The sequence below is a fragment of the uncultured Cedecea sp. genome (genome assembly GCF_947498825.1).
In the GTDB taxonomy this organism is placed as follows: Bacteria; Pseudomonadota; Gammaproteobacteria; order Enterobacterales; family Enterobacteriaceae; genus JGM124.
Genome location: NZ_CANMLV010000033.1, coordinates 1 through 12,165, shown reverse-complemented (window position 1 = coordinate 12,165; position 12,165 = coordinate 1). Strand labels below are relative to the sequence as shown.

Here is a 12,165-nt window from a genome sequence, read left to right as displayed (position 1 = left end):
TATGACTAAGTATAAAAACATTTTGACAAAAGTTTGTGAAATGATTTGTGATGCCAAAGATCTCGAGCCTGATGAGGTAACTGGAGATACTCCTCTCATGCAACTGAAGCTAGACAGTCTTGATTACGTTGAGCTAATGGTGCTGGCAAAGCGTGAATACAATATTACCCTGGATGCCGACTGGTTTATCAATAATCCAAATATAACCCTGCGCGAACTCTGTCAGCATATCCTTAAAGTATCAGGTAACTGATATGACGGATAAATGGATACTGATTACAGGGGGTAGCCGAGGCATAGGTCAGGCACTCGTAACAGGGTTAGGGCAAAACTGGAACGTCGTCTTTACCGGGCGCGATGAAAGCGCGATTCAAGGTGTGCAGACGCATATGGCGGACAGCAATTCATCCCATTGGGTACAGGGAATTGTCTGTGACGGTAATGATGAGACACGGGTTGAGCAGCAGGCGCAAGAGCTGCTGGAGAAATACGGCGCGCCGGAAGCGATAATCCATAACGCGGGGATCGCCCGCGACGGACTGCATATTCATCAGAATGCGGCTGTTTGGCGTGAGGTGCTGGAAACCAATGTGGTTTCCATGATTAACTGGAATCGGATCCTGATCCCGGCAATGCAGGTACAGAAGCGTGGTTCGGTGGTTCTGATGTCCTCGATCAGTGCACTGAAGGGTAACGTAGGCCAGACGGCGTACGCGGCGAGTAAAGCTGCGATGAGCGGCATGGCACGTTCACTGGCGCTAGAGGTCGCGCGGTTTGGTATTCGGGTAAACTGCCTGGCACCAGGCTTGATCCGCACTTCAATGCTGGACGATATACCTGCACAAAAACTTAAAGAGTTACGCCAGGCGATACCTTTGCGCAGGCTGGGGGAAACTGACGATGTTATCCAGACCGTGGCCTTTTTAATCGGTGAGGGCAGTCAATACATGACAGGACAAACTCTGGTGCTGGATGGCGGTCTGAGCGCCTAAGCCTTAGATGGAGTGGATAAGCTGTTTTGTGCACTTACTCACTCCATTATCTCTCCAACTGTAGTCTGAAAACCTGGATAACCTGCGATGACATTGCGCGACCAGGACATCAGCGATCCTTTCATGTGGCACTTATTTTCGCTCACAACCATATTGAGATAACATTTGATTACCGAATAAAATCGTATCATCGTTAACTCGGTCAATATAGATGATTTTATCATTGCCCAGGCTGCCAAAGAGGCTCTGTTGAGCAATATTTTCAGGCGTACTATCGTGATCGTGAAGAATGACTTTCATATCCGTAATGTAGTAAAGGTGGTTACTATTGTTATATTTTTTCAATCTCAAATCGATGTTACGAGAGAGGATGTAGTTTTTACTATTACTGGTAATGAAACCCTCAAAATTGATTAAAAAAACGCCATCAGATAATTCAGCAGACAGTATTCCCTCCGAAAGCAGAACATCGTTATTCACATATTGGATGAGATTGTACTTAGCGTCGCAAGAAAATACTTTTTGCTTACTAATATGAAAGTAAAAAAAGCATAATAAGATGCCTGCCATCACGAAAAAAGAATATGTCAATAAATATTTACGCATTTTTTATCTCTTTATAGTAATAGCTATGGCATTGGGTATTGTTAAAACTACATGCCAGGATGAATGTATTGATATAAGTACCTAACCCTTGAGTACCATTGACCTCTCTGGTTAAGAAGTAAATTTTTTTGGGCGTCGAACAGTCAATGACTGAAGGTAACGGTGGTTTATTTTTAATATGATTTAATATTTCCGCCCTTGAGACGTAGTTCGGGATATAAATGTTACATTCATCTTGTTTGATGATTTCTTCACCTGTCTTGTTTTTATAAAAAAACAGATAAACAAATACAGAAATACTGATGAAAAATAGTAAGATAAAAGAAAATATTTGACGAAAATGTAAAATGAAGTTTCTTTTAGGTGGCTGCGGACTAATGACGGGAAGGGTAAATGACGAGTGGTGATCGTCATCGGTAGTAACAATAACTTCCTCAGAGATCTTAAAACCTATTCGTGGAACCGTAATAATCACATCTTTCTCAATACCAAGGTCGGCCAGACTGCGACGGAGTGTTGAAATATATTGATTAAGATTACTGTTAGAGGCTCTGGCTCCGAACTGTTCAAACACGGTTTGAAAGATATCAATACGCGAAATGATATCTCCGCGATATTGTAACAGACTTGCCAGAAGGCGAGTTGATGTCGCGGACAATTCAATACAATCACCCGTCAGCAAGTTGACCAGACAGGCCTCTTCAGAATCAAAAACAATAAATCCCTCTATATTGAACCGCATTTTTATCTCCCTATAAAACCATTATTTTGCGCTACTAAAATTGGTATAAGACTAAATCCAATGTAAATATAAGGTAAAAACTCTGTAAAATGTGAAATTTTAAGTTAATGTTGCTGCATTGTTAGGGGTATCTTACCATCGTATTGCTACAAAAAATCAGTTGAATGACAGAAAAAGGAATTGCTACATGAAGACTGCAACTGCGTCCGCTAACTCTGATTCACATCGTAATTTTGGTGCTGCTATTGTGAGTGTAAAGGCATTGATGGCCGCAATGGACATCAATAAATTCTCCGGGGTAAGTGTGCCTGAACAGGAACATATTCTTTCTGTGCTAAAAGAACATGAATCTGAAGGCTTACTCACTCGTGAATTGGCTGATAAATGTGAAATGTCAATATACAGAGTAAGACATTTACTTTTGCCATTGGAGAAATATGGCCAAGTGGCCAGGATCAAAATAGGTAAACATCATAAATGGTACTTTTGTAATAAACATATCGACTGATATTTATCATAACAACTGGTCAGTATCTTTGCAATAAACATACCTTTTCAATCATCTACTTAATTTATAACTATTTTTAATTTTTTTATAATTGATGAATCGCAATTTATAGGAACATTCTCAATATAAGGAGATTAAGTTTATAGTATCGCGTTTATCTGGTTATGAAAATTTGATAAAAATCCTAAAATAGTATGAATATAAATCGCGGGGTATCACAGCTAAAGAGGGCTGTCCCGGAGGTCAGATGTTATTGATTAAGTTATATTACTCTGTGCAATGTGTTGCCATGTTAATGATTTGTTGATTGAACCACTCCGGTTACATTTGATATAACCACAAAGTATTTTTTCAATTTTTGTATCTTAGACAGTCAGGCCGATCGTTGAATTTGTCTGACTGTTTTTTTTCTCTTCACTCATCATATTGCCAGGAAGTTAAGCTGTCAGGCAGGGAAGTGTATAAAATGAAAAGGTGTTTTAGATTAAATAATAAAACGCTGGGGGAAAATATGCACAATACCTTTTGCCAAGTATTAACACATTTATGAATTCATATTTCGTCAACGGCGCTATAAGGCGAACGAACCGCTAATGACAATAAACAAGATTGTTCCTATTGAATAAAACGAAGATAATCTCACGGCTATTCTGCTAATAACCTGAAAAAGTGGCTTACAGGTTATCAAGGATAATTTCCTGTGATACTTATTGCTAACTGCGAAGCCAGATATCTGGCAAAGTCACTTTTTATTACGGTCAGATCTATATTCAATAATATTTTTCATAACACGATAGATCGCTGCCAGAGTCCATTTCTACAGAAACAGACTGTTGTAATGGATAGTCGTGTTTGTGTGCCATATTGGCATCAACAGGGAAAGAAATAACCTTGGGTTTGCAAAAGAGAGTTACCCGGGCTGAGAGCACCGGGCTTTATGTCAGGACAGTGCATTGAGCAATGGCCGCACAGATTATCGATGATAACCGTCATTCATCAGTGATGCCTGGAGAACTTACGTGCTGTCAAAATAGTCAGTACAGAGCAGGCTACGAGGACAACTGCACTGGCAAAGAAGGTATTGCGATAACCACCGCTCTCGAAGAATAGCCCGCCAAGGGTTGATCCCAGTGCAATAGACATTTGCACAACGGCGACAAACAATCCGCCACCTGCTTCAGCATCATCCGGGAATACCCGTGTAATCCAGGCCCACCATCCCACGGGGGCAGAAGTGCCGGTTAGCCCCCAGAGTGCAAGAAGTGCGATAACAACACCGGTAGCATCACCGAATTTAATCAACGCCAGGGCGATAAGCGCCATTAACGCAGGAATGACGACCAACGTCTGATAAAACGCACGTTGCAGGATCCGGCCAATCAATATTGTACCGATGAGACCCGCTGTGCCGATAACCAACAGGATAAGGGATATGTTTGTACCCTGTACGTCAGTGACGGTTTCCAGAAAAGGTCGTATGTAAGTAAACAGACCGAACTGTCCCATAAACAGCAAACTGCTTGCTAGCATACCCACGATGACACCAGGATGTCTGAACAGGGTAAACACGTTGAATACATTGGCGATACCCGGCGCGCGTGCGGGGGCGGGCATCGACGGCAGCGCTTTCCATTGCCAGGCAAAGGCGATGAGGGAGACAGGCACCAGGTACAAAAACGCGCCGCGCCATCCGATGAGGGTGTCAAGCCATGCGCCCATTGGTGCGGCGATAACGGTCGCAAGCGCGTTACCACCGTTAATCAGCGCCAGCGCACGCGGTATATCACGTTTTGGAACCATGTGAATGGCTGCGGCTGCTGACATAGACCAGAAGCCGCCAACCGCTATTCCGATTAGTGCACGACCCAGCATATAGGTTGAGTAGTTAGGTGCGAGTGCAACAACGATACCCGACAGCCCCATGGCAAATGTCAGCATCAGTAACAGCATTTTGCGGTTAAGACTGCCGGCAATTACCGGGATAAACAGACTGGTGAGGACGGCAAACAGACCCGAAATGGCAATGCCCTGTCCGGTCATACCTTCGCTGACGTGCAGATCTGCTGCTATAGGTGTCAGCAGACTCACCGGCAGAAATTCTGAACTGACCAGCGTAAAAGCGCAAACTGACATGGCAAAGACGCCACTCCAGAATGAAGGAACTTCATGGGACGTGGTCGTGTCTTCAGAAGCTTCTGAACGCGCTAAATTCATAGGATGCTCTTTATTTTTAAAAAGGGTCGACTGCACACTGAGTCGTCTGTGTGCAGTCAGGATCAATTATACGGAGATGTAAGTGGCGCTCAGTCCAGAAGTTTTATGCCATGGCGGCCAGATTCTCTCTGAAAAAAACGGTCAATTTGTCAAAAGGAATTTTGTCCATTTGGTCGTAGAGATCGACGTGAACCGCATCGGGAATGATAACCATCTCCTTGGGCTCCGCCGCTGCTGCAAAGGCTGTTTCGCTGAAATAGCGCGAATGGGCTTTTTCTCCATGAATAAAAAGTACAGGTCGCGGCGAGATTTCCCGGATATAGGTTAGTATGGGCATATTCATAAACGGCAACGGCATGGTCTGCGTCCAGGCATTTCCGGAGTTAACGGCACGAGGATGGTAGCCACGTGGGGTCATGTAGTAATCGTGATACTCAATCAGGAAGGGCGCGTCTCCCCCCTTAAGCACATTATAAGGGGCCTGATACGCTGGTTTACCGGTTTCAGCGTCCTTCCAGCGCTGCTGGCTTAAAGTGACCAGTGTCTGCATACGCTGCTCAGGCGTAACGCTGTCGTTGTATCCCTTAGACACAACCCGTGTTATGTCATACATGGTGCTGGCAACAACAGCTTTGATACGTTTATCCACTGCGGCCGCGCTCAATGCCATTCCGCCCCAGCCGCAGATACCGATGATACCGATGCGCTCCCGATCAACATTCGGCTGCAGGCCCAGGCAATCAACCGCTGCGCTGAAATCTTCTACGCTGATATCCGGTGAAGTCACGTTACGTGGTTCGCCTCCGCTCTCGCCGGTATAAGAAGGGTCAAATGCCAGCGTGATAAAACCGCGTTCTGCCATGGTCTGCGCGTACAAACCGGAAGATTGCTCTTTTACGGCCCCGAATGGCCCGCCTACTGCGAGAGCAGGAAGCTTTCCGGTGGTATTCTTTGGCTGATAAATATCGGCAACGAGGGTGATGCCGTAACGGTTCTTGAACGTCACTTTGCGATGTTCAACCCGGCCGCTTTTCTTAAAAACCTTGTCCCACTCATCGGTGAGCGGCAGGTCTTTCTGTGCCTGTGCACTGGCAGGAAGCATCATACTGACACCTGCTGCTACCATTCCGGCTGCGGTGAGTTTTAGCATTGTGCGCCGGCGTGTATCCGGGACAGCAGACAGTTTCACATCATGGGTAATAATATTTTTAGTCATGACAGATAATCCTTTCGCGTAACATTACAGGTGAGATTCAGGGAGCCATTCGCTCTATATGCAGGTTGTAGGGGCCGGGTTGTGAGAGGATCTCCAGACCCTGATCGATTTTCCCCAGAGGCAAAAGAGTACGTGACCAGTTAGGTGTGTGTGGAAGCATGTTCATGGCAGTTATCATCCGTAATGTTGTCTGTGGTGACTAGCTTATTTATACTGAATAACCTTATAAGCTAAGCTAATTAATAAAGACTTTTGAGCAGAAGTTGAACATGATGGCCAGACGAAACCTTAACGACCTGATGTACTTCGTGACCATTGCGCGCGAAGGGAGTTTTACCCGGGCGGCTGCTTTGCTGGGCGTGACACAGTCGGCGTTGAGTCAGGCGATTAACGGTCTTGAAGCACAGCTGGATATAAGATTACTGAACCGTACCACGCGAAGCGTTTCTCCGACCGCTGCTGGCGAGCGCCTGTTAAATACCATCGGCCATCGGTTTGATGAAATTGAATCCGAGTTGGACGCGCTGACCGAAATGCGCGACAAGCCGGGAGGTACGGTGCGGATCACTTGCGGAGACCATGTCCTGCGGACACTGCTGTTGCTGAAAATTACGCCGTTATTGCAGGAATATCCGGACATCAGGGTAGAGTATGATATTAACTATGGTTTCCTGGATATCGTGGCGGATCGTTTTGATATGGGCATACGACTGGGTGACACCATAGATAAAGACATGATTGCGGTACCGATTGGCCCGCCGCTGCGTGTTGCCATTGCTGCTTCACCGGACTACTTTAAAAAGTACCCCAGGCCCGAAAAGCCTCACGATCTGCTGAAACATAACTGCATTAATATGCGTATGCAGTCCGGCGGGGGAATATACACTTGGGATTTTATCCGGCAGGGAAAGCTCCAAAGCGTGCGTGTAGACGGACAGCTGATTTTTAACACGACCCCTCCTATGGTTGAGGCAGCGCTGATGGGAGCCGGCATCGCCTCGCTGCCGGAAGAAGAATTTGCCCCACACATTGAAGAAGGGCGGCTTATCCGCGTGCTTGAAGAGTGGTGCGAGCCCTCTCCGGGTTACTTTCTCTATTATCCGAGCCGGCGCCAGCCTTCGCCCGCTTTCCGACTGATTGTCGAGGCGTTACGGTATACAAGGCCAGCGGGAACGAAAATATAACCTTCAGACGTCAACTTTTAGCCAGATTTGCGCTTCTGGAGAATATTCAATCAGCATGGCGACTGCTGTTAAATCCATTTTCTATGACATAGGATATCCTCCATGATACTTTTCTCGTCGACAACAGAATCAGGGGATAATTATGTGTACACGTGTTGTTTGGCCGGATGCGAATGGTGCTGTTATTGTTGGGCGTAATATGGACTTCCGGAAGGATCTGATGACGAACCTCTGGATGCAGCCTCGGGGGATCACTCGCAATGATGGTGTAAATGGCGCTCTGACCTGGACCTCCCGTTACGGAAGCGTAGTGGCCACGGCGTTTGATCTCATCTCTGTGGATGGTATGAATGAAGCTGGCCTTGCAGGTCATATTTTATGGCTTGCGGAGTCCGACTACGGTGAACCAGACCCTTCCCGTACGCAACTGAGTCAGGCTATCTGGTTACAATATTTTCTCGATAACTTTTCAACTGTCGCTGAGGCGGTTGACTGGACTGAGAAGTCTGGGGTGCAAGTTATTCAAATGGAGGATCCCACCGGTGGAAGCCCTCCGACTATCCATCTCGCACTGGATGATGCCAAAGGTGACTCATGTATCATCGAATACAGCGCCGGAAAGGCAGTTATCTATCACAGTCCGGAATATCGCGTGATGACGAACTCACCCACCTATGATAAGCAACTGGTTCAGGTTCGCTCTTTCAGTGGATTGGGTGGTGAACAACCTCTGCCTGGTTCTACATTGGCCAGCGACCGTTTTGCCAGAGCCAGTTACTACGTCAGCCGCCTGAGTCAGCCTGCATCACAAACTGAAGCTATTGCTGCAATGTTCAGCGTAATGCGCAATGTGGCTCAGCCTTTCCGCATGCCCGATCCGGGCAAACCTGATGCTTCGCAAACACTGTGGCAGGTTGTGATGGATTTAACCCACCGTCGCTATGTCTTCGAGTCAACAACGCGGCCGAATATTGTATGGGTTAATTTTGATGAACTTGATTTCTCCAGCTCATCTTCGCAGTCCAAGCTCAATCTGGTGGATTCTCTTACTCTGGAGAATGGCATTGCAGGGAACGTAAGCGGTCATTTCCAGCAAGGTGAAAACCTGAAATTACTGACGCTGGATATGATGAAACACGGGCATTAAATAGTCGCTCTCCGCTGGTGGTGATGACACATTACTGACGGTATTTATTCTGCTGTCATTCATATCTTGCCAGGTGCTGTTGGCCTGGCGGGAATACGCAATCAACAGAAAATTTTGTCCAGTTGTTGCTTGTCCGCGCCAGAGCCCGTCTTACTACGCCTGCAAGATGTCACAACATAGCCACAGGCACCGGATATCCCCCGACCTGTAGCTATGCTCAGCGTTGTTAGCAACACACAATGCCTGATAATGATATTTGTAAGTCACTTATCCCCAGGGGCGGCAATAAGTGTTATTGATTCATAGCTTGAATGTTTCCACGATGAGACGCAGACTCTGGGCCTGCTCAGAAAGTGACTGAGAGGCAGTTGAGGATTCCTCCACCAATGCGGAGTTATTCTGCGTTACCCCATCCATCTGGCTCACAGCCACACTCACCTGGGAGATCCCCTGCATCTGCTCAGCCGATGACTGAGCTATGTCATCCATTGATGTGGCGAGTTCTTCAACCAGATTAATAACTTTCATGCTGTTTTGACCGGTTTCATTGGCTACCATTACACCGCATTCAACCTGACTCACCGTCTGCTCTATCAGGGACTTAATATCTTTTGCCGCCGTGGAGCTGCGTTGCGCCAGGGTCCTGACTTCCGATGCTACCACAGCAAATCCACGTCCGCTTTCACCAGCGCGCGCAGCTTCTACCGCAGCGTTGAGCGCAAGGATATTGGTCTGAAATGCAATACTCTCGATGACTGAAGTAATGTCCTTCACCTTAGCGGCACTTTGCGAAATATCACCCATAGTATCCGACATGCGTCTGATATCTTTTTCGCCATTTTTTACTAGCGAAGCCGTATCCCTTGCTGCATTTGCCGTTTGTCTGGCCATTGTGCTGTTACTCTGAACGGTGGCCGTTAACTGTTCCATGCTTGCTGCTGTTTGCTGAAGTGCAGCCGCTTGTTCTTCCGTGCGCGAGGCCAGCTCATTGTTACCTTTTGAGATTTCATTTGACGACAGCGCAACAGAAGTAGAACCATCCTTAATCTCTGAAACGATGCTGCGAAGCTGATCCTGCATTCTGGATAGCGAGGCCATCAGACTGCGGGTATCATTTTTTCGTAGCTGAACGGCTGAGGTCAGGTCTCCCTGTGAAATTCCATACGCGAGACGCTGGGCATCGGCAGGTTCCCCTCCGAGTTCGCCCATCAGTTTACGAATCAAATAAATACTGGCGGACAGGCCAAACACCACGGCGATGACTAACAACACCAGTAAAATAATATAGGCTCGTTCAGTCGTTATACTGTTTTCTGCAACCGCATCATCAGACCGCCGAGTGAGTTCCTGGCTCATAAGGGCCAGGCCGTCAATCAGTGGGACTTGAGCCGGTCTTACTATCTCCAGAAGAAACTTCACTGTGGCTTCATTATCGTGCCCTAAGGCTATGGGGATAGTGTTGCTGAACGAATCCAGCGCATTTTTTTCGCTGCTCTCTATCGATTCAAATGCTTTAAATTCAGTGCTATTAACAGACCGGTCTATCATCTGCCCCAGCAGCGTACTGTTATCGGTGAACTGTTGTTTTAATTTTTCAAGCCGGGCTGATTGCTCCTCAATACCTTTTTCGTCGGTAAATAATGCAAGGTTTCTTACTGTTATCGCCATATCACGCTGAATAAGCGTCAGGTCTGTGATCAGTTTTGTTTTTTCCATATCTCCTTGAACCACAGATTCAAGGGTGCTTTTTGCCTGATACAAAGAATAAATGGCAACCACTATGCATATGGAGAAGAAAATGATTAACGTACCAAAACCGAAACTGAGTCGCGTTGAGATTTTCATGGTTCTTTACTGGAAAAGGGAGAGTTGAGACTATTTTCGGCATAAGGATAAAAATCTTTATTCAGAAAAAAATCTCAAAACATCAGTTCAGGGGAAATGGACACAAAGACTTCAGGGCTAGCCAGCACGCCACTCCTGAGTAAGAAAGAGAGAGGGTTATATATGTTTAACCGACAGATGCCCCCAAGTACTGCCTTGAGCGACATATAGACTTTCATACTCTGAAAATCAGACTATAAGGTGATCCTGGGTGTGCGCTTGCTGATGACAAATATTGAGCGAGAATCATGCCGTGAAACCGCTTTTCTTTCGAAGAGCGTGGAATGCATTTTCTTTAATCAACGTTACACAAAAAAGTGAAAGGTAACCCAGAATAACGTCCGCAGGCACTTTTCATCCGGGGCTTTACTTTCCGGCTCGTTTAATTAGTTAACCTTACTCGCTTTCATTCCGTCATATTTGACGTTCACTTCGTGGCGTATTGCATGACGGCTTCTGTTATAACGGAAGGTTTCTTTCGTTTTTATATTGGGTTCAGGTGTTTTTAGCGTGTCAGCCATCTGCATTTCTGTAAATCGTGTTTGATTATATGGTTCTCTGTCAATATTGAGGTGAAAAAATAATGATGGCGATCCCGTTTCAGGGAAATGAACACAGACATCAAACCCGCCACATCAATGAACCACTTTATGCATGACATTTCCTCACCACGCGGGGCATTAAATATTCAGGCTCAGTGATGATGAGGCGGTGTGTATTCGATCTGCCTCCCATAACCAGAGAGTGAGAAAATATATTCACTACGGATTACGTTATTCAAAAATAGGGTTTGTAACATTTGCGCAATAAGTTGTTATATTAATGTTTATTTGGTGATTTATTCTTGTAAAAAAGCATGCTGATAGTGAATAAATCCGGATTAAAGCCAATGACCAGGCCTAATGTTTGTCATATATAAAATCTACGGAATAATGAGCCAAGCAAAGCAATAAAAGCAATTTAAAACTCTGCTATCATATTAAAATAAATTATATTCGACTTTTCATACGCGAAAAAAGCGTATTATCAGTTAATTAACACATTCAGTACAATAATATAAAATTAAATTTAAGCGCAGCTAAATCAATGCGTTACTTTATTTCCCGGATGATTTCGATCGTCTCAGCCGATCAATAAACTTGCATCAATAGATGCAAACTATCACATTTGTACATTTTGAATGTTTTAATCGATTTTACGCAATGCGACTATTCTGATTAAATCTACTCAACAAAAACAGGCAATACTCAGGGGGGAAATATGAATGACCGACAAATTATCGATGACAGATTAAATATGTTAATGAGTGGTTATTTTAAATGTAAGCGCCTTGAGTGTGGGTTAACCGGAAAACAAATGGGGGCGCTCTTGTCTAAAAGCCAGCAGCATATTTCCCGTTACGAACGAAACAAAACCGGCATCCCGTTAAGCGATATAATATTTTTCTTAAAAGCGTATAATTATAACCTGGATGATTTCTTTGATTATTTATTAAAAAACATCCGTTCCCTGAATGAAGGCAGCAACGCTGGACAGAGTAAACATACAGGCATAAAACAGTCTTTATAGCCGGCGCTGAATGGGTTTCAGTTTATCCCCCGTTTATCTGTAAGGCCATGAGCGAGACACATTTTTCAGTGCAGGTTGAGCAAAAGAGCGTATTTATTTCAAA

At 45.2% G+C, this 12,165-nt stretch carries 13 protein-coding genes; 6 read left to right on the top strand and 7 right to left on the bottom strand.

Going from position 1 to position 12,165, the window contains the following annotated elements; translation table 11 throughout:
* Position 1: 1 nt before the first annotated feature.
* Positions 2-253 (top strand): acyl carrier protein, encoded by a 252-nt coding sequence (locus tag Q1A40_RS21495; RefSeq protein ID WP_300005176.1) that lies wholly within the window; start codon positions 2-4, stop codon positions 251-253.
* Between the two features lies 1 nt (position 254).
* A complete protein-coding gene (locus Q1A40_RS21490; RefSeq protein WP_300005174.1) occupies positions 255-992 on the top strand; it encodes an SDR family NAD(P)-dependent oxidoreductase in 738 nt (245 codons plus the stop codon).
* A gap of 132 nt (positions 993-1,124) precedes the next feature.
* Here Q1A40_RS21490 and Q1A40_RS21485 read toward each other — a convergent pair whose 3' ends face one another.
* Positions 1,125-1,598 (bottom strand): hypothetical protein, encoded by a 474-nt coding sequence (locus Q1A40_RS21485; protein ID WP_300005172.1) that lies wholly within the window; start codon positions 1,596-1,598, stop codon positions 1,125-1,127.
* Complete coding sequence (locus tag Q1A40_RS21480) at positions 1,591-2,340, bottom strand: winged helix-turn-helix domain-containing protein (protein ID WP_300005170.1); 750 nt, start codon at positions 2,338-2,340, stop codon at positions 1,591-1,593. Before Q1A40_RS21480 ends, Q1A40_RS21485 begins: the two co-directional genes overlap by 8 nt.
* Positions 2,341-2,527: 187 nt before the next feature.
* Between Q1A40_RS21480 and Q1A40_RS21475 the strand changes: the two genes are divergently transcribed.
* A complete protein-coding gene (locus Q1A40_RS21475; RefSeq protein WP_300005168.1) occupies positions 2,528-2,848 on the top strand; it encodes a FaeA/PapI family transcriptional regulator in 321 nt (106 codons plus the stop codon).
* A 996-nt stretch (positions 2,849-3,844) separates the two neighbouring features.
* Here the strand turns inward: Q1A40_RS21475 and Q1A40_RS21470 are convergent.
* From Q1A40_RS21470 to Q1A40_RS21460, 3 genes are all read right to left on the bottom strand, one after another.
* Positions 3,845-5,062: an MFS transporter gene (locus tag Q1A40_RS21470; RefSeq protein WP_300005165.1), complete on the bottom strand. Its 1,218-nt coding sequence runs from the start codon at positions 5,060-5,062 to the stop codon at positions 3,845-3,847.
* A gap of 103 nt (positions 5,063-5,165) precedes the next feature.
* Positions 5,166-6,188 (bottom strand): alpha/beta hydrolase, encoded by a 1,023-nt coding sequence (locus Q1A40_RS21465; RefSeq protein ID WP_300005232.1) that lies wholly within the window; start codon positions 6,186-6,188, stop codon positions 5,166-5,168.
* 127 nt (positions 6,189-6,315) lie between these two features.
* On the bottom strand, positions 6,316-6,444 hold the full coding sequence (locus Q1A40_RS21460; RefSeq protein ID WP_300005162.1) for a hypothetical protein: 129 nt from the start codon (positions 6,442-6,444) through the stop codon (positions 6,316-6,318).
* 106 nt (positions 6,445-6,550) lie between these two features.
* Here Q1A40_RS21460 and Q1A40_RS21455 point away from each other — a divergent pair, with 106 nt between their 5' ends.
* A complete protein-coding gene (locus Q1A40_RS21455) occupies positions 6,551-7,462 on the top strand; it encodes a LysR family transcriptional regulator (RefSeq protein ID WP_300005228.1) in 912 nt (303 codons plus the stop codon).
* A 142-nt stretch (positions 7,463-7,604) separates the two neighbouring features.
* Positions 7,605-8,609, top strand: a complete 1,005-nt coding sequence (locus Q1A40_RS21450; RefSeq protein ID WP_300005160.1) for a linear amide C-N hydrolase — start codon at positions 7,605-7,607, stop codon at positions 8,607-8,609.
* Between the two features lie 300 nt (positions 8,610-8,909).
* On the opposite strand, the gene Q1A40_RS21445 is transcribed toward Q1A40_RS21450, so the two are convergent.
* Positions 8,910-10,454 (bottom strand): methyl-accepting chemotaxis protein, encoded by a 1,545-nt coding sequence (locus tag Q1A40_RS21445; RefSeq protein ID WP_300005157.1) that lies wholly within the window; start codon positions 10,452-10,454, stop codon positions 8,910-8,912.
* A 425-nt stretch (positions 10,455-10,879) separates the two neighbouring features.
* Entirely contained in the window at positions 10,880-11,014 is a 135-nt protein-coding gene (locus Q1A40_RS21440; RefSeq protein ID WP_300005155.1) for a hypothetical protein, read from the bottom strand.
* 739 nt (positions 11,015-11,753) lie between these two features.
* Here Q1A40_RS21440 and Q1A40_RS21435 point away from each other — a divergent pair.
* On the top strand, positions 11,754-12,062 hold the full coding sequence (locus Q1A40_RS21435) for a helix-turn-helix transcriptional regulator (protein WP_300005152.1): 309 nt from the start codon (positions 11,754-11,756) through the stop codon (positions 12,060-12,062).
* Positions 12,063-12,165 lie beyond the last annotated feature (103 nt).

What these genes read in the sequence shown, in the direction of transcription:
- Q1A40_RS21495 (WP_300005176.1), top strand. Translation starts at nt 2, where the DNA reads ATGACTAAGTATAAAAACATTTTGACAAAAGTTTGTGAAATGATTTGT.
- Q1A40_RS21490 (WP_300005174.1), top strand. Translation starts at nt 255, where the DNA reads ATGACGGATAAATGGATACTGATTACAGGGGGTAGCCGAGGCATAGGT.
- Q1A40_RS21485 (WP_300005172.1), bottom strand. Translation starts at nt 1,598, where the DNA reads ATGCGTAAATATTTATTGACATATTCTTTTTTCGTGATGGCAGGCATC.
- Q1A40_RS21480 (WP_300005170.1), bottom strand. Translation starts at nt 2,340, where the DNA reads ATGCGGTTCAATATAGAGGGATTTATTGTTTTTGATTCTGAAGAGGCC.
- Q1A40_RS21475 (WP_300005168.1), top strand. Translation starts at nt 2,528, where the DNA reads ATGAAGACTGCAACTGCGTCCGCTAACTCTGATTCACATCGTAATTTT.
- Q1A40_RS21470 (WP_300005165.1), bottom strand. Translation starts at nt 5,062, where the DNA reads ATGAATTTAGCGCGTTCAGAAGCTTCTGAAGACACGACCACGTCCCAT.
- Q1A40_RS21465 (WP_300005232.1), bottom strand. Translation starts at nt 6,188, where the DNA reads ATGGTAGCAGCAGGTGTCAGTATGATGCTTCCTGCCAGTGCACAGGCA.
- Q1A40_RS21460 (WP_300005162.1), bottom strand. Translation starts at nt 6,444, where the DNA reads ATGAACATGCTTCCACACACACCTAACTGGTCACGTACTCTTTTGCCT.
- Q1A40_RS21455 (WP_300005228.1), top strand. Translation starts at nt 6,551, where the DNA reads ATGGCCAGACGAAACCTTAACGACCTGATGTACTTCGTGACCATTGCG.
- Q1A40_RS21450 (WP_300005160.1), top strand. Translation starts at nt 7,605, where the DNA reads ATGTGTACACGTGTTGTTTGGCCGGATGCGAATGGTGCTGTTATTGTT.
- Q1A40_RS21445 (WP_300005157.1), bottom strand. Translation starts at nt 10,454, where the DNA reads ATGAAAATCTCAACGCGACTCAGTTTCGGTTTTGGTACGTTAATCATT.
- Q1A40_RS21440 (WP_300005155.1), bottom strand. Translation starts at nt 11,014, where the DNA reads ATGGCTGACACGCTAAAAACACCTGAACCCAATATAAAAACGAAAGAA.
- Q1A40_RS21435 (WP_300005152.1), top strand. Translation starts at nt 11,754, where the DNA reads ATGAATGACCGACAAATTATCGATGACAGATTAAATATGTTAATGAGT.